Consider the following 22,485-nt stretch of genomic DNA (forward strand, 5'->3'; position numbering starts at 1 on the left):
TGTCCCCCTGCCGCGAGAATCGACTGCACCTGGCGTTGCGCCAGCTTGAGCTGAGCGGCAATGCCGACCGTACCCTGTGTGGCGGTCTGCTGCCTGCGCAGCCTCGCTGGAGGGAGCTCGAGCGCGCCACGCTGAAGGACCGACAGCTATGCCCGAACTGCAGGCAGTTGCTTGAGGCGCGACGCAAGGGCCTTCCGTCTGCCACCGCTGCCTGGTAGCTCACGTTTAGCCCGGTTCACGTACAATCGCACCATTCCATCACACCAAGTTCTCAAGGATTTTCTGAATGCTCTCGCGCGCGTTTGCAGTCGCCTCCTGTTTGTCACTCGCTGCTTTGCTTTCAGCAGGCACCAGCGCGGCGCTCGAGCTGCCGCTGCCGCCCGAAGGCGACGACATAGTCGGTCAGATCCAGGTGATCAAGGCCAAGTACGAAGACACCTTCGCGGCCATCGGTGAAACCCATGACCTTGGCTATCTGGAGCTGGTAGCGGCAAACCCGGGCGTCGATCCCTGGCTGCCAGGCGAGGGCACGGACATCATTCTGCCGACCCGTTTCATTCTGCCGCCGGGCCCGCGTGAAGGCGTGGTGATCAACATTGCCGAGTACCGCCTTTATTACTTCCCGGAAGGCCAGAACGTTGTGCACACCTTCCCCCTCGGAATCGGTCGCGAGGGTTGGGGCTCGCCGGTTGGTAATACGCGGATTTCGGCAATGACCAGCAACCCCGCCTGGTACCCTCCGCAGTCCATCCGTGACGAGCACGCCGCTGATGGCGACCCGCTGCCGAAGGTGGTGCCGCCGGGGCCGGATAACCCGCTGGGGCCGTACAAGATGAGTCTGGCGCTGCCTGGCTACCTTATTCATGGCTCGAACAAGAAGTTCGGTATTGGCATGCGCGTCAGTCACGGTTGCTTCCGCATGCTCAACCACAATGTGCTGGAGCTGGCGAAGATGGTGAAGGTGGGGACGCCGGTCCGCATCGTCGATGAGCCCTACAAATTCGGCGTGAGCGAAGGCAAGGTTTATCTCGAGGCCCATGCGCCGCTGGAAGAGGAGGATCAGCAAGCGCTCACTTTGATGGACAAGCACGCCGTCGTCATCAATACGCTACTCAAGCGTGACGATGCTGCAGGCAAGCTGCATCTCGACTGGGAAATGGTGCGGGAGATCATCGCCGGCGAGGACGGCCTGCCGATCCAGATTGCCGAACAACGTACGGAAGTGGCCGTACAGGAAGACCAGTTGTTTTGACTACTGATCTGCGCGCATAAAAAAAGCCGACCTCGAAGGTCGGCTTTTTTTATTTCTACAAGCTTACTTGCGGCTGGCGCGTTCCAGCATACGCAGAGCACGCTCGTTGGCTTCGTCAGCGGTCTGCTGAGCCTTCTGAGCGGCGGCCAGAGCTTCGTCGGCCTTGCTGTACGCTTCGTCAGCGCGAGCCTGGGCGCGGGCAGCGGCGTCCTCGGTCGCGGTCAGGCGAGCTTCGCTTTCTTTGGTCATGCTGTTGCTGCAACCGGTAGCCAGAACTGCGGCCAGAGCCAGAGCAGAGAATTTCAGAACGTTGTTCATCTTGTTCCCCTTAAGGTGGAAATCCATAAGCAACTTCCGTTATGGAAAGTTTGCGCGCACATACTACCTAGAACTTAGCTTAAGTAAACGGAGCGAGCCTCGGAGCCACAGGTTTTTTTTCAAATGGCCTTTTGCTTTACCACCCCTTTGCGAAAGTTGGATAAAAAACATCCAGTGTTCGCCGGGAATACATGCACTCATAGTTGCCTGATCTTCTGTTTGATCGAAAGTTCCTTCAATGCCGCGCACAAATATTGATCAGCTGAGGCTGTTCGAACGGATGCGAAACAGGTAGAAAAGACACCTGTGTATGTTTCGGCTGCCAGTTCTGCGTCATGGACCGCAGCGTGATCGAGAACAAGAAGACAGGGCAATCCTGCTGAGGAGTCAAAATGAGCGATACGGTGCGTGTTCACCATGACCTGGCGGGGCATCGCTTCGAGGCGGTGATCGACGGTCATTGTGCCTATCTGGCCTATATGGATTTGGGCAAGCAGACGCTGGACATGTACCGGACCTTCGTTCCGGATGCGCTGCGTGGGCGAGGCATCGCTGCTGTGCTGACGCAGCACGCGCTCGAATATGCCGAGCGCGAGGGGTACCAGGTGATTCCGTCGTGTTCCTATGTCGAACGTTACATCGAGCGCAATCGACCGACCTCGGACAGGGTGGAACCGACCCCATAAAAAAACGCCGGGAGACCGGCGTTTTTCGTTTCAGTCGCGCTGCCGTCTTGGCAGTACGTCCTTTAGCTTGTCGTGCATGCTCATCACCGCTTTCTCGGTGGTTTCCCAGTCGATACAGGCATCGGTGATCGATACGCCGTACTTGAGATCACTCAGATCCTTCGGAATGGACTGGTTACCCCAGCCAAGGTGGCTTTCCACCATCAGGCCAACGATGGAGTTGTTGCCTTCCAGAATCTGATTGGCGACGTTGTCCATTACCAACGGCTGCAGGGCAGGGTCCTTGTTGGAGTTCGCGTGGCTGCAGTCGATCATCACATTGGGGCGGATGCCCGCCTTCTTCAGATCCTGCTCGCACAGCGCGACGCTGACCGAGTCGTAGTTGGGCTTGCCGTTGCCACCGCGCAGGACCACATGTCCGTAGTTGTTGCCCTTGGTGGTGACGATGGAGACGCCGCCGGACTGGTTGATGCCGAGGAAGCGGTGCGGGCTGGAAACCGACTGCAGGGCGTTGATTGCCACGGTCAGGCTGCCGTCGGTGCCGTTCTTGAAGCCGACAGCGGAGGACAGGCCCGAGGCCATCTCGCGGTGCGTCTGGGATTCGGTTGTTCGTGCGCCAATCGCCGACCAGCTGATCAGGTCCTGCAGGTATTGCGGCGAAATCGGATCGAGCGCTTCGGTCGCGGTGGGCAGACCCATCTCGGCAAGGTCGAGAAGCAGCTTGCGACCGATGTGCAGCCCGTCCTGGATCTTGAACGAGTCGTCCATATACGGATCGTTGATCAGGCCTTTCCAGCCGACGGTGGTGCGCGGCTTCTCGAAATACACCCGCATGACGAGGAAGAGGCTGTCGGACACCTTTTCTGCCAGCACCTTGAGACGCTCGGCGTACTCGTGGGCGGCCTTCAGATCGTGAATGGAGCAAGGGCCGATCACTATGAACAGGCGGTGATCCTTGCCGTCGAGAATGTCGCGTACCACCTGGCGCCCGTGGGAGACGGTCTGCAGTGCCGAGGCGGTCAGCGGAATTTCACGCTTCAGTTGCTCCGGCGTGATGAGGGTCACGTTGGAGGCAACGTTAAGGTCGTCGATTGGTAAATCAGCCATTTGTTACTCGTCAGGAATCACGGGAGCCGTCCGCCAGCGATCCCGGTGCGGCGGAACACAGCCTGAGGGCGCAGCGGGGAAACGGAACCTTATCGCTAAAGGCCGCACTCGACAACGAGATTGATGGCCTATTGAGGCTTGCCGCTTGCGTACCCTTCACGCTGCCACGCTAGTCGCTGGGACGTTGCGTGCCGGACTGCTATCGTTCGACCTTTTACCGGTTGGCGCGGCGAGCGCAGCCGGTCCCCTGATCTGGAGTGCTTATGTCTGCAGCGAGTCCACGTATCGGCATCATCGGCACCGGTGCCATCGGCGGTTTTTACGGTTTGATGCTGGCGCGTGCCGGCTACGATGTGCACTTTCTTTTGCGTAGCGAATACGCCGCGGTGTGCGAGCGCGGCTTACAGGTGAACAGTGCCGTTCATGGATCGTTGCTGTTGGAGCGGCCGCAGGTCTATCGCGATGCGGCAAAGATGCCGGCGTGCGACTGGTTGCTGGTCGGTGCCAAAAGCACCAGCAATGATGCACTCGCGCCGATCATCGCGCAGCTAGCCGCTCCTGATTGCAAGGTCGTGGTGCTGCAGAACGGTTTGGGGGTGGAAGATGCCATCAGGCCATTGCTCCTTGATACCGTGCATCTGCTCGGTGGCTTGTGTGCGATCTGCGCCCATCGCTCGGCGCCCGGCGTGGTGGAGCATCAGGCACTGGGCGGGGTGAATCTCGGTTACCACTCTGGACCGGCCGGCGGCGACGAGCAGGCACAACTTGCGTTGCTGAACGCGATGGTCGAGATGTTCCGTCAGGCAGGCGTGGACTCGTCGCCGATGCCCAGCCTGGCACAGGCGCGCTGGATGAAGCTGGTGTGGAATGTCCCGTTCAACGGGCTGTCGGCGTTGCTCGACGCGGGCACCGAGTCACTGCTCAGTAGCGATCACTCGCGCGCGCAGGTCAAGGCGATCATGCAAGAGGTCTGCACGGCGGCGCACGCGCTGGGCTGTTCGCTGCCGGAAGACTTTCCGGAGAAGCTGATGATGGGCACTGCGCGTATGCCCGATTACCTGCCCAGCATGTATTACGATCGTTTTCAGAACCGGCCGATGGAGCTTGAAGCGATCTATGCGGCACCGCTCGCTGCCGCAGCGCAGGCTGGCGTTTCGATGCCCAGGACGGAGATGTTGTATCACCTGTTGCGTTTTCTGGAGAAGCGCACTGGCGGCTGAGCAAACGCCGGGCCCGATTTTCGCCGCGCTGCTAAGCTCAACGGCAGTCGCGGCGAGTCAGACCAAAGGTCGCACAGCAAACGCCAGGCGGAACATCTATCATCCGTTGGCGCACCGTTCATAAGGTTATAAGTGTTGCGGCAGGCGCAGTGGTGCCTTTGCCTTGAGGGATTTCTATGAAGCTTCAACAACTGCGTTACATCTGGGAAGTGGCGCACCATGACCTCAACGTTTCGGCAACGGCGCAGAGTCTGTTCACCTCGCAACCCGGGATCAGCAAGCAGATCCGACTGCTGGAAGACGAGCTCGGCGTCGAGGTGTTCGCCCGCAGCGGCAAGCATCTGACCCGTGTCACGCCAGCGGGGGAGCGCATCATCACGACGGCAGGCGAGATCCTGCGCAAATGCGAGAGCATCAAGCAGATCGCTCAGGAGTTCTCCAACGAAAAGAAGGGAACCCTGAGCATCGCCACCACCCATACCCAGGCGCGCTACGCGTTGCCCCAGGTTATTAGCAGCTTTATCAAGCAATACCCTGACGTTTCCCTGCACATGCACCAGGGTACGCCGATGCAGATCGCCGAGATGGCCGCCGACGGCACCGTCGACTTCGCCATTGCCACCGAAGGGCTGGAGTTGTTCGGTGATCTGGTGATGATGCCCTGCTATCGCTGGAACCGTTGTGTGATCGTGCCTCAGGGGCATCCGCTGGCAAAGCTCGAAAAGCTCACGCTCGAAGCACTCGCCGAGCATCCGATCGTGACCTACGTATTCGGGTTCACCGGCCGTTCCAAGCTCGACGAGGCGTTCGGGCATCGCGGGCTTTCGCCGAAAGTGGTCTTCACCGCCGCCGATGCCGACGTGATCAAGACCTATGTGCGGCTTGGGCTGGGTGTCGGGATCGTTGCGCGAATGGCTGTGGATTCCAAGCTCGACTCCGATCTGGTTGTACTGGATGCCAGCGAGCTGTTCGAATCCAGTGTGACCAAGATCGGCTTCCGCCGCGGCACCTTCTTGCGCGGCTTCATGTGCGACTTCATCCAGCAGTTTGCCCCGCACCTGGATAGGGACATGCTGGAGAAGGCGATCCAGTGCCGTAACAAGGCGGAACTGGATGAGCTGTTCGACGGCATGGAACTGCCGACTTACTGAGCCATGCCGAGCACGCCGGGAGCCCAGCCTGCTGTCCTTTTATCGTTGCTCGCTGCCGGCCCTGGCTAAGTTTCAGTTCTTGGCGATCAGATTGCCGGCATGCAGCCCGCATTCCTTGTGAGTGGCTTCTTCCCACCACCAGCGTCCTTCGCGCTCGTGCTGATTGGGCAGTACCGGGCGGGTGCAGGGCTCGCAGCCGATGCTGATGAAACCGCGCTCGTGCAGGCTGTTGTAGGGGATTTCCAGCATGCGGATGTAGCCCCAGACTTCCTCGCTGGTCATCTGCGCCAACGGGTTGAACTTGTACAGCGCGTTATCCGCTGTGGAGAAGGCCATATCCAGCTCCAGCACCGATACCTGGCTGCGTGTGCCGGGGCTCTGATCGCGGCGCTGCCCGGTAGCCCAGGCGCGGACGGTGGCCAGTTTGCGTCGCAATGGCTCGATCTTGCGAATTCCACAGCATTCGCCGTGACCGTCACGATAGAAACTGAACAGGCCCTTTTCATTTACCAGTGGCTGCAGCAATGCCGGATCGGGGGTCATGATTTCGATGGCAATACCGTAGTGATCGCGCACCTGCTCGATGAAACGGTAGGTTTCGCTATGCAGTCGCCCGGTATCAAGGGTGAACACCTTGACGTTCTTGTTCAGCTTCCAGGCCATGTCCAGCAGCACGACGTCTTCGGCGCCACTGAAGGAAATCCACAGATCATCGCCGAACAGGTCGAAGGCGAGCTTTAGAACGTCTTGCGGGGATTTCTCGGCGTAGGCTGTGGCCAACGCGGCGACGTCGATAGAGGGGCTCATCGGGCGGCTTCCTTATAGATGGCATTGGCGCTTCGGCGCTCTGAGGCAGCGGATGGTAGCAAAAGGCGTTTATGCCGCTAAATAACGTTTAGGCACTCAGATCAGCTGCTTCGGGTATAAGCCTTGCGTTGCTTCGGTGGCGAGCTGCCGTTAGAGTGCCGCCTTCAATTTTCTGCATTGAGGAGTGGCCCCGTGGAAATAGCCTGTCTCGACCTGGAAGGTGTGCTGGTTCCGGAAATCTGGATCGCCTTTGCCGAGGCCACCGGAATCGAATCGCTCCGGGCGACCACGCGGGACATTCCCGACTACGACGTGTTGATGAAGCAGCGCCTACGCATCCTCGATGAGCACGGCCTGAAGCTCGCCGACATCCAGAAGGTGATTGCGACGCTGAAGCCACTGGAAGGCGCACCTGAGTTCGTCGACTGGCTGCGCGAGCGCTTCCAGGTGGTGATCCTGTCCGACACCTTCTACGAGTTCTCGCAGCCGCTGATGCGCCAGTTGGGGTTCCCGACGCTGCTTTGTCACCGCCTGATCACTGACGAAACCGATCGCGTCGTGGACTATCAGCTGCGTCAGAAGGACCCCAAGCGTCAGTCGGTCATTGCGCTGAAGAGCCTCTACTACCGCGTCATTGCCGCGGGCGATTCCTACAACGACACCACCATGCTCAGCGAGGCCCATGCTGGCATCCTGTTCCATGCGCCGGACAACGTCATCGCCGAGTTTCCGCAGTTCCCGGCAGTGCACACCTTCGACGAGCTGAAGCAGGAATTCCTCAAGGCATCGAACCGCAAGCTCGCGCTGTAAGGCCGTGACGCTAGGGCGACTGGTTTAGTCGGTCGCCTCAACCTGGTAGCTGCTCCAGTGTCTGCAGCAGCACCTTCACCTTGTCGATCGATTCCTGGTACTCCGCCTGCCAGTCCGAGTCGGCGATTATGCCACCGCCGCCCCAGCAGCTGGCTTGCCCATCGCGGATGAGCAGTGTGCGAATGGCGATGGAGCTGTCCATTTCCCCCCTGACGTCGACGTACAGCAACGATCCGCAATAGATTGCGCGGCGCGTCGGTTCCAGCTCGTCGATGATCTGCATAGCGCGGATCTTCGGCGCTCCGGTGATCGAGCCGCCGGGAAAGCTGCCGGCCAGCAGATCGAACGCGTCGTGGCCGTCGGCCAATTCGCCGGTCACGCAGCTCACCAGGTGATGCACGTTGGGGTAGCTTTCCAGTGCGAACAGCTGCGGAGCGCGTACGCTGCCGATGCGGCAGCTGCGGCCGAGGTCGTTGCGCAGCAGGTCGACGATCATCAGGTTCTCGGCACGATCCTTGTCACTGGCGAGCAGCGCTTGCGCTTGTACGGCGTCGCTGCGCTCGTCCGCACCGCGTGGACGGGTGCCTTTGATCGGGCGGGTTTCCACGTGGCCCTGCTGCAGGCGCAGGAAGCGCTCCGGCGAGAGGCTGGCAATGGCGCCGTCTTCCAGTGCGACGAAGCCGGCGTACGGCGTTGGGCAAGCTTCTCGCAGCGCGCGATAGGCGCTCCATGGGTCACCCGAGCAGCCGGCACGAAAACGCTGGGTGAAATTGACCTGATAGCAGTCACCGTTCTGGATGTAGGTCTGAATGCGCTCGATGCCGTTCCGGTAAGTGTCGACAGAAAGATCGGCAGCGAAACGGCTGTGCAGCCTGAATGGAGCGCTTTCGACGGTGGTGGCTGAATCGAACAGCGCGATCAGTCGCATCTGCTCGGAAGAAGTCGTTGCTGGGTGAAACACCAACTGACTGGTGCGCCTCTGGTGATCGCTGATCAGCGCCCAGCCATAAAGGCCGAAACGCGCCAGTGGCAGACCGTTGTCGTCGAGGGCGCGCTGGGGCAGGGTCTCGAGGCGGGCACCGAAGTCGTAGCTCAACAGGCCGATCAGGCCTCCGGCAAACGGCAGCTCACAGCTCTCGGGCAGCTCGGCGGAGCCAAGTCCGCGCAACGCCCGGCGCAAACGGTGGAAGTAATCACGCCCTGATTCATCGTCGCGTGGCTCGTGCACAGCCAGTGGCCAGGCACTGAGAATGTCGAAGCGCCCACGCTCTGCCTTCGGCCTGCCCGAATCGAGCAGCACCGCCCCTGGGGCATGGCGGATGTGCTCGAACCAATAGGCGGGATCGGCCTGGTAGGGCAGGGCATGCAGCGTGCAGATGGGCATGGGTCGAGTCGATGAGGGGGCAGCCCGAGAGGATACGCGGGCTACCCGGCTTGCGTCATTCAGGCGTGGGGCGGGACATGGCCGAACAGCTCCTGGGAGAACTTCACCCGTTCCTCCGGCGTTTCCTGGATGCCTTTCTCCTTGAGTTCCGCCAGGCGGTTCTCGACTGCATGGGCCCGGTGCGTTAGCCCACAGTCGTTGGCGATCTGGATGTTCAGGCCAGGGCGCGCGTTCAGCTCGAGAATGAGCGGGCCCTTTTCCTGATCGAGCACCATGTCGACACCGATATATCCGAGCCCGCAGAGCTCGTAACAGCCGGCGGCGAGCTTCATGAAGCCATCCCAGTTCGGCAGCTGCACGCCGTCCACCGCGTTGGTGGTGTCCGGGTGCTTGGTAATCTTGTTGTTCAGCCAGGTACCGCGCAGGGTGATGCCTGTGGCCAGATCCACGCCGACGCCGATGGCGCCCTGGTGCAGGTTGGCCTTGCCTCCGGATTGACGGGTTGGCAGGCGCAGCATCGCCATGACCGGGTAGCCCATCAGCACGATGATGCGAATGTCCGGCACACCTTCGTAGCTGATGCTCTTGAAGATCGGGTCGGGCGTGACGCGATATTCGATCAGTGCGCGGTCGCGATGGCCGCCCAACGAGTACAGCCCGGTGAGGATATTGGAGATCTGATGCTCGATCTCCTCATGGGTCATGATCTTGCCCGAGACGGTCTTGTAGCGGCCTTCGAAACGGTCGGCGATCACCAGGATGCCGTCGCCGCCGGCGCCCTGGGCCGGCTTGACGACGAAATCGGTGTGATCCTTGACGATATCCTTGAGTTTGTCGATGTCCTTTTCGGTTTCGATGATGCCGTACATCTCCGGCACATGAATGCCGGCCTCCATGGCGCGCTCCTTGGTGATGATCTTGTCATCGACGATCGGATACAGGTTGCGCTTGTTGTACTTGAGCACATAGTCCGCGTTGCGGCGGTTGATGCCCATGATTCCCTTGGCCTCGAGGGCCTTCCACGTCTTGATCAGACCGAACATGGCTCAATCCTTCAGAAAGGCTTTGAAGCGGAACAGCTCGGTCAGGCGGTAGCCGCGGTAGCGACCCATCGCCAGCATGAAGCCCACCATGATCAGCAGCACCGCTGGGAAGGTGAAGATGAAGTAGGTCAACTCCTGAATGTTCATCAGCATGAAGGCCAGGCTCGCGGCGATCAGGGTGCCGACCGCCACCTTGAAGGCATGGCCGCCGCCACGTTCTTCCCAGGTGATCGACAGGCGCTCGATGGTCATGGTCAGAATCACCATCGGGAACAGGGAGACCGACAGGCCGCGCTCCAGGCCGAGCTTGTGACTGAGCAGGCTGATCACGGCGATCAGCACCACGACGAACGTCAGTACCACCGAGAGGCGCGGCAGCATCTGCAGTTTCAGGTGTTCCAGGTACGAACGCAGCGACAGGCCCAGCGCCGTGATCAGCGTGAACAGGATGATGCCGAAGCCGATCTGCGTCTCGCGGAACGCCAGGGCAATCAGTACCGGGGTGAAGGTGCCGAGAGTCTGCAGGCCGCCGAGGTTGCGCAGGATCAGGATCACTAGCACGCCGATCGGGATCATGATCATGATCTGGTAGGTCTGCTGGGTCTGCAGGGGCAGGCCATACAGCGAGTACTCGAGGAAGTCGGCGTCGGTGTTCTCGTCGGTCAGCTTGGCCAGGCGGATGGCGTTCATTTCGCTGTTATTGAGCGTGAAGGTCACCTGCGGATTGCGTCCGCCTTCCAGATTGATCAGCGGCTCGTCACCGGTCCACCAGACCAAGCGGTCATTCGGCAGGCCTTGCTCGCCGGTGCCGGGGTTGAAGAACAGCCACTTGTCGCCGTTGAAGCTGCGCAGCCAGAGCTCCGGGGTTTGCGGCTGGTCTGCGTTCAGGCGAATGGTATGCACGCGCTCCATCGGCACGTGAGCGATGGACAGCAGCAATTCGATGACGCGTGCCTTGTTCGGGATGGATGCATCGCCGCCCAGTAGCAGCTTGACGTTGTCATCGTTGGGATTGTTGACCCGCTTGATGGCTTCGCTGATGAAGGTTTCCACATCAGCGGAATGCTGGCGAATGGGAGAAAGCAGCGCTTCGGCAGCGATCTTCTCGGCGCCTTCCACCGGAAGACTGTCGCGGAAGATCGGCCCGGTGGCCTTGGTCTGCTCACCGCTGTAGCGCTTGGTGAGCACGAGGCGGTAATAGAGCGTCTGGTTTCCGCTCGCACGGCGTGCAGACCAGGTGACGCGGCGGTTGCCATCGGCCCGGTTGATGCTGACGCCGTAATTGTTGGATATGAAGCTTTCGTTGAGGCTGACGAATTCCTGATTCAGTGGCGGCACGTACATCTGCAGCTTGACCGGCTCGCGTGGGCTGGCCTGGAACTCGACCTTGGCGTCGATATTCCACAGGTCATCGGTTTCGTCTTCGGTAACCGGGATGCCCAGTATGAAGATCTGGTAGGCGGTGATCGAAATTCCCAGAGCGACGAGGATGAAGATCAGGACTTTCAGATGCAGAGTGAGAGCGCGCATGGGTATTACTCGTCAGCGTCAGATTCGTTGAGGCAACCGGGTTTGCCGGCAATAAAGGTGCGACTTGGGTCGACCAGGGCGCCGAAGCGGGTGAGTGCGTCGGAACCGATCAAAAGTGGGTATTGGAAAGCGGTACGGTCCGTGAGGTTCACTTCGATTGTGCGTTTGGCCTTGCCCATGCACAGATCGAGTTCGATAACCGGGCGCGCCGTATAGGTTTTTTCCTCTTCCGGATCATAGTCGCCAGCCCGGCGCTTGATCTTGCTGATGCGTGCCAGCGGACGCTCGATGGGGTGTGCGTGGGCGCTGTCGACGGCAAGGTAGAAGCGCACCCACGACTCGCCTTCACGCTTGAATCGGGTGATGTCACGCGCACTGAGCGACGCGGTCTGGGCGCCGGTGTCGAGCTTGGCGTCCACTTCCAGATTGAAGTCAGGGATTCCAACGTGTTCGTTCAGACCGTAAATCGTATTGTCGGCAGCGGTGCCGATCGCGGGCAGGAGTAATGTACAGAACAGCAGGAAGTGGGCTTTTACTCTCATGGAACCTGTTGTCTTAAGGAAGGGATGACTGGAGATCGAGTAGCGACAGGCATTGCGGGCAAGCGCCGGGGGCGCGAAAGGCCGGCATTCTAGCATGCTGGTTTCACGGCGCTACAAGGCGCTCTGCCCTGGCTCAAGCTAATCTCGATCAGATTGCCGCTTTTACGACTTTAGTAAAGGTGTCGACAATCTGCGTAGGCGGGCTGTTGACTGGTCGGCAATGCAGGCGTACTTTCGCCGCATCGAAACCTGAATTGTCGACAATCATGCTGGATACCGTTGAGCTTCACTCATCCGCGCAACAGCTCGACAGTGGCACGCTGGCCGAGCACGTGTTTCGTCTGATCCAGGCTGCCATCGTCAAAGGCGAGATTGCCCCGGGTAGCAAGATCTCCGAGCCGGAGCTGGCGCGTACCTATGGCATAAGCCGCGGGCCGTTGCGCGAGGCGATCCACCGGCTGGAAGGGCAGAAGCTGCTGGTCCGCGTGCCGCATGTTGGCGCGAGGGTGGTGTCGCTCAGTCATGCCGAGTTGATCGAGCTCTACGAGATTCGTGAATCCCTTGAAGGCATGGCCTGCCGCCTGGCGGCCGAACGCATGACTGAGGCGGAAATCGACGATCTGCGCCGGGTACTGAGCACCCACGAGCGCGATGAGGCGTTTCAGGCCGGTGTCGGCTATTACCAGCAGGAAGGCGACTTCGACTTCCATTACCGGATCATTCAGGGCAGCGGCAACCGCACACTGGCCAAGCTGCTGTGCGACGAGCTCTATCAGCTGGTGCGCATGTACCGCATCCAGTTCTCCACCACGCCGAACCGTCCGCATCAGGCCTTCGCCGAACACCACCGGATTCTCGATGCCATCGCCGAACGCGATGGCGAACTGGCGGAGCTGCTGATGCGCCGCCATATCGCCGCTTCCAAGCGCAATGTCGAACGTCACTTCACGGGCGTTCTTGAGCAAACACCACATGAAAGGGGTAATGCATGACTCTTCCTTCTGCCGGTCAGCGTTTCCGTGACGCCGTCGCCAGCGAGCATCCGCTCCAGGTCGTCGGCGCGATCAACGCCAACCACGCCTTGCTGGCCAAGCGTGCCGGCTTCAAGGCCATCTATCTGTCCGGCGGCGGCGTTGCTGCCGGCTCGCTGGGTCTGCCGGATCTTGGAATCACCGGGCTCGACGATGTGCTGACCGACGTGCGCCGCATCACCGATGTCTGCGATCTGCCGCTGCTGGTGGATGTCGACACCGGCTTCGGCTCCTCGGCGTTCAACGTGGCGCGTACCGTCAAGTCGATGATCAAGTTCGGCGCCGCTGCGATCCACATCGAGGACCAGGTCGGTGCCAAGCGTTGCGGCCATCGCCCAAACAAGGAAATCGTCTCGCAGCAGGAGATGGTCGACCGCATCAAGGCGGCCGTGGACGCGCGCACCGACGACAGCTTCGTGATCATGGCGCGTACCGATGCGCTGGCGGTGGAAGGTCTGAACTCCGCGCTGGATCGTGCCGCGGCCTGCATCGAAGCGGGTGCCGACATGATCTTCCCCGAGGCCATCACCGAGTTGGCGATGTACAAGACCTTCGCCGACCGCGTGCAGGCGCCAATTCTGGCCAACATCACCGAGTTCGGTGCCACGCCGCTTTACACCACCGAAGAGCTGGCCAGCGTCGACGTCTCCCTGGTGCTCTACCCGCTGTCGGCGTTCCGTGCCATGAACAAGGCCGCGGAAAATGTCTACACCGCGCTGCGCCGTGACGGCACGCAGAAGAACGTGATCGACACCATGCAAACCCGCATGGAGCTCTACGATCGCATCAACTATCACACGTTCGAGCAGCACCTCGACGCGCTGTTCGCTCAGAAGAAGAGCTGACGAGAAGGCCCCATTGGGTTGCCAATGGGGCCTTTGCGATCCATTTTTCAACGTGATTTGCAGTATCCAGAACAAATCCAAGAAGGAGATAGCAATGGCTGAAGCAAAAGTTTTGAGCGGCGCGGGCCTGCGCGGACAGATCGCCGGACAGACCGCCCTGTGTACCGTGGGCAAGACCGGTGCCGGGTTGACCTATCGTGGTTACGACGTGCGCGACCTGGCAGCCGAGTGTGATTTCGAGGAAGTGGCCTACCTGCTGTTCTATGGTGAGCTGCCGAACACCCAGCAACTGGCCGATTACAAGAATCGCCTGAAGACCATGCGTGACCTGCCGCAGGCACTGAAGGAAGTGCTCGAGCGTATTCCGGCAAGCGCCCACCCGATGGATGTCATGCGTACCGGTTCGTCCGTACTTGGCACGCTGGAGCCGGAGCTCAGCTTCGACCAGCAGCGCGACGTGGCCGAGCGGCTGATGGCGGCTTTCCCGGCGATCATGTGCTACTGGTATCGCTTCACCCACGACGGTGTTCGCATCAACTGCACCAGTGATGAAGAGACCCTTGGCGGCCATTTCCTCGCGCTGCTGCACGACAAGAAGCCGAGCGACCTGCACGTCAAGGTGATGAACGTCTCGCTGATCCTCTACGCCGAGCACGAGTTCAACGCCTCGACCTTTACCGCCCGTGTCTGTGCTTCGACGCTCTCCGACCTCTATTCCTGCGTGACTGGTGCCATCGGTTCGCTGCGCGGTCCGCTGCATGGCGGCGCCAACGAAGCGGCGATGGACATGATCGAGCAATGGAAGAGTCCGGAAGAAGCCCGCGAAGCGATCCTCGGCATGCTCGAGCGCAAGGACAAGATCATGGGCTTCGGCCACGCGATCTATAGCGTTTCCGACCCGCGCAACGAGGTGATCAAGGTCTGGGCCGAAAAGCTCGCGGATGAAGTGGGCGACACCGTGCTTTATCCGGTCTCGGTGGCTGTCGACGAAACCATGTGGGAGCAGAAGAAGCTCTTCCCGAACGCCGACTTCTACCATGCGTCCGCCTATCACTTCATGGGCATCCCGACCAAGCTGTTCACGCCGATCTTCGTCTGCTCGCGCGTCACCGGCTGGGCGTCCCATGTGTTCGAACAACGCAGCAACAACCGGATCATTCGGCCGAGCGCCGAGTACATCGGTCCGGAGCAGCGCAAGGTTGTCCCGATCGCCCAGCGTTGATCGGAGCGAGGGAGCTCGTCGTCGGGCTCCCCGCACCTTGCCCCACAGAACATTACTGAATTGAGTTCTTCCGGCATGAATACAGAACACCGCAAACCTTTGCCAGGTACTGGGCTTGACTACTTCGACACCCGTGAGGCGATCGAAGCCATTCAGCCGGGTGCCTATGACAAGCTGCCCTATACCTCCCGCGTCCTGGCCGAACAGCTGGTGCGTCGCTGTGAGCCCGAAGCGCTGACCGATTCGCTGAAGCAGATCATCGAGCGCAAGCGCGACCTCGATTTTCCGTGGTATCCGGCTCGTGTAGTCTGCCATGACATCCTCGGCCAGACCGCGCTGGTCGATCTCGCCGGCCTGCGCGATGCGATTGCGGAGCAGGGCGGCGACCCGGCGAAGGTCAACCCGGTGGTGCCGACCCAGCTGATCGTCGACCACTCGCTGGCGGTTGAATTTGCAGGCTTCGACCCGGATGCGTTCGAGAAGAACCGTGCCGTCGAGGAGCGTCGCAACGAGGACCGTTTCCACTTCATCGAGTGGACCAAGACCGCCTTCAAGAACGTCGACGTGATCCCGGCCGGCAACGGCATCATGCACCAGATCAACTTGGAGAAAATGTCGCCGGTGATACAGGCGCGTGGCGGCGTTGCGTTCCCGGACACCTGCGTGGGTACCGATTCCCACACGCCGCACGTCGATGCCCTGGGTGTGATCGCCATCGGCGTGGGTGGTCTGGAAGCCGAAACCGTGATGCTTGGTCTGCCATCGATGATGCGCCTACCGGACATCGTCGGGGTTCGCCTGACTGGCAAGCGTCAGCCGGGCATCACCGCCACCGATATCGTGCTGGCGCTGACTGAGTTCCTGCGCAAGGAGCGTGTGGTCGGAGCCTGGGTCGAGTTCTTCGGCGAAGGCGCCGACAGCCTGACCATCGGCGATCGCGCGACCATCTCCAACATGTGCCCGGAATACGGCGCGACGGCGTCGATGTTCTACATCGATCAGCAGACCATCGACTACCTCAAACTGACCGGTCGCGAGCCGGAGCAGGTTGCGCTGGTCGAGCAATACGCCAAAGAAACCGGCCTGTGGGCGACCGCATTGGAGGGCGCCGAGTACGAGCGCGTGCTCGAGTTCGACCTGTCCAGCGTTGTGCGCAACATGGCGGGCCCGTCTAACCCACACAAGCGCCTGCCGACCTCGGCGCTGAACGAGCGTGGCATTGCGGATGACAGCATGCTAGCCGCAGCGCGTGCCGAAGAGGCTGAAGGGCTGCTGCCGGATGGGGCGGTGATCATCGCCGCCATCACCAGCTGCACCAACACCTCCAACCCGCGTAACGTGGTGGCCGCCGGTCTGCTGGCGAAGAAGGCCAACGAGCTGGGTCTGGTGCGCAAGCCTTGGGTGAAGACCTCCTTCGCGCCGGGCTCCAAGGTCGCCAAACTGTATCTGGAAGAAGCCGGTCTGCTGAGTGAGCTGGAAAAGCTTGGTTTCGGCATCGTCGCCTACGCCTGCACCACCTGCAACGGCATGTCCGGTGCGCTGGATCCGGTGATCCAGCAGGAGATCATCGAGCGCGATCTGTATGCCACCGCGGTCCTCTCTGGCAACCGCAACTTCGATGGTCGTATCCATCCGTACGCCAAGCAGGCTTTCCTTGCCTCGCCGCCCCTGGTGGTCGCCTACGCCATCGCCGGTACCGTGCGATTCGATATCGAACAGGATGTGCTGGGCACCGACAAGAACGGCAACCCAATCACCCTGAAGGACCTCTGGCCGTCCGACGAAGAGATCGACGCTATCGTCGCGTCCTCGGTCAAGCCTGAGCAGTTCAAGCAGATCTACATCCCGATGTTCGATCTGGGCACCATCGAGGAAGCCAAGAGCCCGCTGTACGACTGGCGTCCGATGTCCACCTACATCCGTCGTCCGCCGTACTGGGAAGGCGCGCTGGCTGGCGAGCGTACGCTCAAGGGCATGCGTCCGCTGGCGATCCTGCCAGACAACATCACCACCGATCACCTGTCGCCGTCCAACGCGATCCTGCTGGACTCGGCCGCCGGTGAGTACCTGGCCAAGATGGGCCTGCCGGAGGAGGACTTCAACTCCTACGCTACCCACCGCGGCGACCACCTGACCGCGCAGCGGGCAACGTTCGCCAACCCGCAGCTGGTCAACGAGATGGCCGTGGTCGATGGCAAGGTGCAGAAGGGTTCGCTAGCCCGCGTCGAGCCGGAAAGCAAGGTGATGCGCATGTGGGAAGCCATCGAAACCTACATGAACCGCAAGCAGAACCTGATCATCGTGGCCGGTGCCGACTACGGTCAGGGCAGCTCGCGTGACTGGGCGGCCAAGGGCGTGCGCCTGGCCGGTGTCGAGGTGATCGTCGCTGAAGGCTTCGAGCGTATCCATCGCACCAACCTGGTGGGCATGGGCGTGTTGCCGGTCGAGTTCAAGCCGGGCACCACGCGCCTGACCCTTGGCCTGGATGGCACCGAAACCTTCGATATCGAAGGCGAGCTGTCGCCTCGCTGCGACCTGACCTTGGTCATTCACCACAAGAGCGGTGAAGAAACCCGTGTTCCGGTCACCTGCCGCCTCGATACCGCGGCGGAAGTCAGCGTGTACCAGGCCGGCGGCGTACTGCAGCGTTTTGCAAAGGACTTCCTCGGTCAGGCGTGACCGGTCGTCCTCGTAGGGTGGATGGCGCTTTTCCATCCACCGCACCAGCCCGCGCGGTGGATCGGACAAGCGTGATCCACCCTACAACCCATTCATCTTCCAGCCAGGACTCACTCATGGCTCATCAAACCCAGATCAGAATTCCCGCGACCTACATGCGTGGCGGCACCAGCAAGGGCGTGTTCTTCCGCTTGCAGGACCTGCCGGAAAGCTGCCAGGTGCCTGGTGCTGCGCGCGACAAGCTGTTCATGCGCGTGATCGGTAGTCCCGACCCGTACTCGGCACACATCGACGGCATGGGCGGCGCCACGTCCAGCACCAGCAAATGCGTGATTCTGTCGAAGAGCACCCGACCTGATCATGACGTCGAGTACCTCTATGGCCAGGTCTCCATCGACAAGCCCTTCGTCGACTGGAGCGGCAACTGCGGCAACCTGTCTACCGGCGCAGGAGCATTCGCGCTGCATGCCGGGCTGGTGGATGCCGAACGCATTCCGCAGAACGGTATTTGTGTGGTGCGCATCTGGCAGGCCAACATCGGCAAGACCATCATTGCCCACGTGCCGGTCACCAATGGCCAAGTGCAGGAAACCGGCGACTTCGAGCTGGACGGGGTGACCTTTCCGGCTGCCGAGATCGTACTCGAATTTCTCGATCCGTCCGACGACGGCGAGGAGGGCGGTTCGATGTTTCCAACCGGCAACCTGGTCGATGATCTGGATGTTCCCGGCATAGGTATGCTCAAGGCGACCATGATCAGCGCCGGCATTCCGACGGTTTTCGTCAATGCCGAGGAGATCGGCTACCAGGGCACCGAACTGCGTGAGGACATCAACGGCAATCCGGATGCCCTGGCTCGTCTGGAGTCGATTCGTGTGGCCGGTGCACTGCGCATGGGCTTGATCCAGACCGCGGACGAGGCACTGACCCGCCAGCACACCCCAAAGGTCGCCTTCGTTTCCAGGCCGAAAAGCTATCGGGCGTCCTCCGGCAAGACCATCGAAGCCGGTGAGGTTGATCTACTCGTGCGGGCGCTATCGATGGGCAAGCTGCACCACGCGATGATGGGCACCTGCGCGGTGGCCATCGGCACCGCGGCGGCAGTGCCCGGTACGCTGGTCAATCTTGCTGCAGGCGGCGGTGAACGACAGGCGGTGCGCTTCGGTCATCCGTCCGGCACGCTGCGCGTCGGTGCCGAGGCGAAGCAGATCGACGGTCAGTGGACCGTTACCAAGGCGATCATGAGCCGCAGCGCGCGCGTGCTGATGGAAGGCTGGGTACGTGTGCCAGGTGACACTTTCTGATGCGCTTCAACTGCCGGAAATCGAATTCTTCCGGCTGAAAAACGCAAAAAGTCCGCACCAAGCGGACTTTTTGTTGTCTAGCGAAGCGGCACTTATTTGAGTCGACGCTCGACGCCTTTCTCCACGAGGATCTTTGCAGAGATTTCCTCGACGGAGAAATGGGTAGAGTTGATGTAGTTGATGTTCTCGCGGCGGAACAAGCTTTCCACCTCGCGGACTTCGAATTCGCACTGAGCGAAGCTGGCATAACGACTGTTGGGTTTGCGTTCGTTGCGAATGGCGGCCAGGCGATCCGGGTCGATGGTCAAGCCGAACAGTTTGTCCTTGTACTCCTTGAGGGCGCTCGGCAACTGCAGACGCTCCATGTCGTCCTCGGTCAAGGGGTAGTTGGCAGCGCGGATGCCGTACTGCATCGCCATATACAGGCAGGTCGGTGTTTTGCCGCAGCGGGAAACGCCGACGAGGATGAGGTCCGCCTTGTCGTAGTAGCGAGTGCGGGCGCCGTCATCGTTATCGAGGGCGAAGTTAACCGCCTCGATACGCTCCATGTAATTGGCGTTGTGGCTGATGGAGTGGGATTTACCAACGGAGTAGGAGGAACGTGACATCAGTTCATGTTCCAACGGCGCAAGAAAGGAAGAGAAGATGTCGATCATGAAGCCATTGGATTCGGCCAGAATGTCACGGATTTCCTGGTTCACCAGGGTGTCGAAGATGATCGGCCGGCCACCGTCCTTTTCCGCGGCATTATTGATTTGCTGTACCATGGCCCGCGCTTTTTCGGCGGTGTCTATGTATGGGCGGGTCAGCTTCGTGAAGGTAATGTTCTCGAACTGTGCCAGAAGACTCTGGCCCAGGGTTTCCGCGGTGATGCCTGTGCCGTCAGAAATGAAGAAAGCAGTTCGTTTCATGTGCCTTGGGCCTTAAGTCGAGAACGGTTCCCAGCTATAGTAGGCCCTTCGCCGAGCCCGGTTGGCGGGCATTGTTACTTATTTTGCAGGGTCGGGCCACAGTCGTGCGGCCAGGCTCCGGTTGAGTTTCCAACACTAATGTGGAGAGATCACCTTGGTAGAGTACGTAGTTTCCCTCGATAAGCTCGGCAATCATGACGTTGAGCGTGTAGGGGGCAAGAACGCCTCCCTCGGCGAGATGATCAGCAACCTCGCAGGCGCGGGTGTTTCGGTGCCTGGCGGTTTCGCCACTACGGCCCAGGCCTATCGTGATTTCATGGAGCTCAGCGGTCTCAACGAGCAGATCCATGCGCTTCTCGATGCGCTGGACGTGGATGACGTCAATGCCCTCGCCAAAGCTGGCGCGCAGATTCGCGGCTGGGTGATGGAAGCTGAATTCCCGCCTCAACTGGATGCCGACATCCGCACCGCATTCGCGGAAATGTCCGGCGGCAATGACAACATGGCGGTCGCGGTACGCTCCTCGGCCACCGCCGAAGACCTGCCGGACGCCTCCTTCGCGGGCCAGCAGGAAACCTTCCTCAATATACGCGGCGTGGACAACGTGATCCGCGCAACCAAGGAAGTGTTCGCTTCTCTGTTCAACGACCGTGCGATTGCCTATCGCGTGCACCAGGGCTTTGACCACAAGCTGGTTGCCCTGTCCGCCGGCGTGCAGCGCATGGTGCGTTCGGAAACCGGCACTGCAGGTGTCATGTTCACTTTGGACACCGAATCCGGCTTCCGCGGGGTGGTGTTCATCACCGGCGCCTACGGCCTGGGTGAGACTGTCGTTCAGGGCGCGGTCAATCCGGACGAATTCTATGTTCACAAGCACACGCTGGAAGCCGGTCGCCCGGCAATCCTGCGCCGCAACCTCGGCAGCAAGGCAATCAAGATGGTGTACGGCGCCGAAGCCAGCGCCGGCAAATCGGTCAAGACGGTCGACGTCGACCAGGCCGATCGCATGCGCTTCTGTCTGACCGACGAAGAAGTGACCAACCTCGCCAAGCAGGCCATGACCATCGAGAAGCACTACGGGCGTCCGATGGACATCGAGTGGGCCAAAGATGGCGACGACAACCAGTTGTATATCGTCCAGGCACGTCCGGAAACCGTTAAGAGCCGCAGCAGCGCCAATGTCATGGAGCGCTACCTGCTGAAGGAAAAAGGCACCGTGCTGGTCGAAGGTCGTGCCATCGGTCAGCGAATCGGCGCCGGCCCGGTCAAGGTCATCCACGACGTCAGCGAAATGGACAAGGTTCAGCCGGGCGATGTGCTGGTTTCCGACATGACCGACCCGGATTGGGAACCGGTGATGAAGCGTGCCAGCGCCATCGTCACCAACCGTGGCGGGCGCACCTGCCACGCGGCGATCATCGCCCGCGAGCTGGGGATTCCGGCGGTCGTGGGTTGCGGTAATGCCACCGAGTTGCTGAAGGACGGTCAGCGCGTGACCGTTTCCTGCGCCGAAGGCGACACCGGTCTGATCTTCGATGGCGAGCTGGGCTTCGACATTCGTCAGAACTCCATCGACGCCATGCCGGAACTGCCGTTCAAGATCATGATGAACGTCGGCAACCCTGACCGTGCCTTCGACTTCGCGCATCTGCCGAACGAGGGCGTCGGCCTGGCCCGCCTCGAGTTCATCATCAACCGCATGATCGGCGTGCACCCCAAGGCGCTGCTGAACTTCGACGGTCTGCCCGCAGATGTGAAGAGCAGCGTGGAGAAGCGCATCGCCGGCTACGACGATCCCGTCAACTTCTACGTCGAGAAGCTGGTCGAGGGCGTAAGCACCCTGGCCGCCGCGTTCTGGCCGAAGAAGGTCATCGTGCGCCTGTCGGACTTCAAGTCGAACGAGTACGCCAATCTCATCGGCGGCAAGCTGTACGAGCCGGAAGAAGAGAACCCGATGCTCGGCTTCCGCGGTGCGTCCCGCTATATCAGCGATTCGTTCCGTGACTGCTTCGAGCTCGAGTGCCGCGCGATGAAGAAAGTCCGCGACGTGATGGGCCTGACCAACGTTGAGCTGATGGTGCCTTTCGTCCGCACGCTGGGCGAAGCCTCGCAGGTCATCGATTTGCTGGCGAAGTACGGCCTCAAGCGCGGCGAGAATGGCCTGCGCGTCATCATGATGTGTGAGCTGCCGTCCAATGCACTGCTGGCAGATGAGTTTCTGGAGTTCTTCGATGGTTTCTCCATCGGCTCGAACGACATGACCCAGCTGACCCTCGGTCTGGACCGCGACTCTGGCATCATCGCCCACCTGTTCGATGAACGTAACCCGGCGGTGAAGAAGCTGCTCGCCAACGCCATACAGGCATGCAACAAGGCCGGCAAGTACATCGGTATCTGTGGTCAGGGGCCTTCGGATCACCCGGATCTGGCCAAGTGGCTGATGGAGCAGGGCATCGAGAGCGTATCCCTCAACCCGGATTCGGTTCTCGACACCTGGTTCTTCCTCGCCGACCGCGAGATCTGACGGTTGAGTCGGTAACGAAAACGGGGCGTCAGCCCCGTTTTTGTTGGCGCTGCTAACCGCCATTCCAGCGATTTCGTTCCGCCTGGCGCGTCCAGCGGCTAATATGCGCGCCTATATGG

At 60.7% G+C, this 22,485-nt stretch carries 20 protein-coding genes; 12 read left to right on the plus strand and 8 right to left on the minus strand.

Annotated elements, in window-relative coordinates; genetic code table 11:
• Both F753_RS29765 and F753_RS29770 read left to right on the plus strand, forming a co-directional pair.
• The coding region (locus tag F753_RS29765; protein ID WP_023444330.1) for a hypothetical protein at nt 1-218 on the plus strand (218 nt) is incomplete at its 5' end.
• A gap of 68 nt (nt 219-286) precedes the next feature.
• Nucleotides 287-1,252 carry a L,D-transpeptidase family protein gene (locus F753_RS29770; RefSeq protein WP_023444331.1) on the plus strand — a complete coding sequence of 322 codons (966 nt, stop codon included), beginning with the start codon at nt 287-289 and terminating at the stop codon, nt 1,250-1,252.
• Nucleotides 1,253-1,315: 63 nt separating this feature from the next.
• Here F753_RS29770 and F753_RS29775 read toward each other — a convergent pair whose 3' ends face one another.
• Nucleotides 1,316-1,570: an Lpp/OprI family alanine-zipper lipoprotein gene (locus tag F753_RS29775; RefSeq protein WP_003294452.1), complete on the minus strand. Its 255-nt coding sequence runs from the start codon at nt 1,568-1,570 to the stop codon at nt 1,316-1,318.
• Between the two features lie 392 nt (nt 1,571-1,962).
• On the opposite strand from F753_RS29775, the gene F753_RS29780 reads away from it, so the two are divergent.
• Nucleotides 1,963-2,256, plus strand: a complete 294-nt coding sequence (locus tag F753_RS29780) for a GNAT family N-acetyltransferase (RefSeq protein ID WP_014820327.1) — start codon at nt 1,963-1,965, stop codon at nt 2,254-2,256.
• A 30-nt stretch (nt 2,257-2,286) separates the two neighbouring features.
• On the opposite strand, the gene F753_RS29785 is transcribed toward F753_RS29780, so the two are convergent.
• A complete protein-coding gene (locus F753_RS29785) occupies nt 2,287-3,363 on the minus strand; it encodes a 3-deoxy-7-phosphoheptulonate synthase (protein ID WP_014820326.1) in 1,077 nt (358 codons plus the stop codon).
• A gap of 263 nt (nt 3,364-3,626) precedes the next feature.
• On the opposite strand from F753_RS29785, the gene F753_RS29790 reads away from it, so the two are divergent.
• Nucleotides 3,627-4,583 carry a putative 2-dehydropantoate 2-reductase gene (locus F753_RS29790; protein WP_023444332.1) on the plus strand — a complete coding sequence of 319 codons (957 nt, stop codon included), beginning with the start codon at nt 3,627-3,629 and terminating at the stop codon, nt 4,581-4,583.
• A gap of 176 nt (nt 4,584-4,759) precedes the next feature.
• Nucleotides 4,760-5,734 (plus strand): HTH-type transcriptional regulator CysB, encoded by a 975-nt coding sequence (cysB, locus tag F753_RS29795; RefSeq protein WP_003300132.1) that lies wholly within the window; start codon nt 4,760-4,762, stop codon nt 5,732-5,734.
• Nucleotides 5,735-5,806: 72 nt separating this feature from the next.
• On the opposite strand, the gene F753_RS29800 is transcribed toward cysB, so the two are convergent.
• The gene (locus tag F753_RS29800) at nt 5,807-6,541 is read right to left on the minus strand and encodes a phosphoadenylyl-sulfate reductase (protein ID WP_023444333.1); all 735 of its coding nucleotides are present in this window, start codon (nt 6,539-6,541) and stop codon (nt 5,807-5,809) included.
• A 192-nt stretch (nt 6,542-6,733) separates the two neighbouring features.
• Here F753_RS29800 and thrH point away from each other — a divergent pair, with 192 nt between their 5' ends.
• Nucleotides 6,734-7,351 carry a bifunctional phosphoserine phosphatase/homoserine phosphotransferase ThrH gene (thrH, locus tag F753_RS29805; protein ID WP_003284573.1) on the plus strand — a complete coding sequence of 206 codons (618 nt, stop codon included), beginning with the start codon at nt 6,734-6,736 and terminating at the stop codon, nt 7,349-7,351.
• A 37-nt stretch (nt 7,352-7,388) separates the two neighbouring features.
• Here the strand turns inward: thrH and pabB are convergent, their stop codons facing one another.
• The 4 genes from pabB to rloA are packed head-to-tail and all read right to left on the minus strand — an operon-like array spanning nt 7,389 to nt 11,850.
• Nucleotides 7,389-8,735, minus strand: a complete 1,347-nt coding sequence (pabB, locus tag F753_RS29810) for an aminodeoxychorismate synthase component I (RefSeq protein WP_023444334.1) — start codon at nt 8,733-8,735, stop codon at nt 7,389-7,391.
• 59 nt (nt 8,736-8,794) lie between these two features.
• A complete protein-coding gene (locus F753_RS29815) occupies nt 8,795-9,778 on the minus strand; it encodes an alpha-L-glutamate ligase-like protein (RefSeq protein WP_023444335.1) in 984 nt (327 codons plus the stop codon).
• 3 nt (nt 9,779-9,781) lie between these two features.
• Nucleotides 9,782-11,308, minus strand: a complete 1,527-nt coding sequence (rloB, locus tag F753_RS29820) for an osmotic stress tolerance membrane protein RloB (protein ID WP_014820321.1) — start codon at nt 11,306-11,308, stop codon at nt 9,782-9,784.
• Nucleotides 11,309-11,313: 5 nt separating this feature from the next.
• Complete coding sequence (gene rloA, locus F753_RS29825; RefSeq protein WP_023444336.1) at nt 11,314-11,850, minus strand: retropepsin-like aspartic peptidase RloA; 537 nt, start codon at nt 11,848-11,850, stop codon at nt 11,314-11,316.
• A 266-nt stretch (nt 11,851-12,116) separates the two neighbouring features.
• Here rloA and F753_RS29830 point away from each other — a divergent pair, with 266 nt between their 5' ends.
• The 5 genes from F753_RS29830 to prpF all read left to right on the plus strand — a co-directional run bounded on the left by F753_RS29830 (nt 12,117) and on the right by prpF (nt 18,931).
• Nucleotides 12,117-12,842 carry a GntR family transcriptional regulator gene (locus F753_RS29830; protein ID WP_023444337.1) on the plus strand — a complete coding sequence of 242 codons (726 nt, stop codon included), beginning with the start codon at nt 12,117-12,119 and terminating at the stop codon, nt 12,840-12,842.
• Nucleotides 12,839-13,726 carry a methylisocitrate lyase gene (prpB, locus tag F753_RS29835; protein WP_014820318.1) on the plus strand — a complete coding sequence of 296 codons (888 nt, stop codon included), beginning with the start codon at nt 12,839-12,841 and terminating at the stop codon, nt 13,724-13,726. The genes F753_RS29830 and prpB overlap by 4 nt, the downstream gene beginning before the upstream one ends.
• Before the next feature lie 94 nt (nt 13,727-13,820).
• Nucleotides 13,821-14,948, plus strand: coding sequence for a bifunctional 2-methylcitrate synthase/citrate synthase (gene prpC / locus F753_RS29840; protein ID WP_023444338.1), 1,128 nt, complete (start codon nt 13,821-13,823; stop codon nt 14,946-14,948).
• Nucleotides 14,949-15,023: 75 nt separating this feature from the next.
• The gene (gene acnD, locus F753_RS29845) at nt 15,024-17,627 is read left to right on the plus strand and encodes a Fe/S-dependent 2-methylisocitrate dehydratase AcnD (protein WP_023444339.1); all 2,604 of its coding nucleotides are present in this window, start codon (nt 15,024-15,026) and stop codon (nt 17,625-17,627) included.
• 116 nt (nt 17,628-17,743) lie between these two features.
• Nucleotides 17,744-18,931, plus strand: coding sequence for a 2-methylaconitate cis-trans isomerase PrpF (gene prpF, locus F753_RS29850; RefSeq protein ID WP_023444340.1), 1,188 nt, complete (start codon nt 17,744-17,746; stop codon nt 18,929-18,931).
• Between the two features lie 92 nt (nt 18,932-19,023).
• Here prpF and ppsR read toward each other — a convergent pair whose 3' ends face one another.
• The gene (gene ppsR / locus F753_RS29855) at nt 19,024-19,842 is read right to left on the minus strand and encodes a posphoenolpyruvate synthetase regulatory kinase/phosphorylase PpsR (RefSeq protein WP_023444341.1); all 819 of its coding nucleotides are present in this window, start codon (nt 19,840-19,842) and stop codon (nt 19,024-19,026) included.
• Nucleotides 19,843-19,996: 154 nt separating this feature from the next.
• Between ppsR and ppsA the strand changes: the two genes are divergently transcribed.
• Nucleotides 19,997-22,366 (plus strand): phosphoenolpyruvate synthase, encoded by a 2,370-nt coding sequence (gene ppsA / locus F753_RS29860; RefSeq protein WP_014820313.1) that lies wholly within the window; start codon nt 19,997-19,999, stop codon nt 22,364-22,366.
• The last annotated feature ends 119 nt before the right edge of the window (nt 22,367-22,485 follow it).

This window comes from Stutzerimonas chloritidismutans AW-1, assembly GCF_000495915.1.
Taxonomy (GTDB): domain Bacteria; phylum Pseudomonadota; class Gammaproteobacteria; order Pseudomonadales; family Pseudomonadaceae; genus Stutzerimonas; species Stutzerimonas chloritidismutans.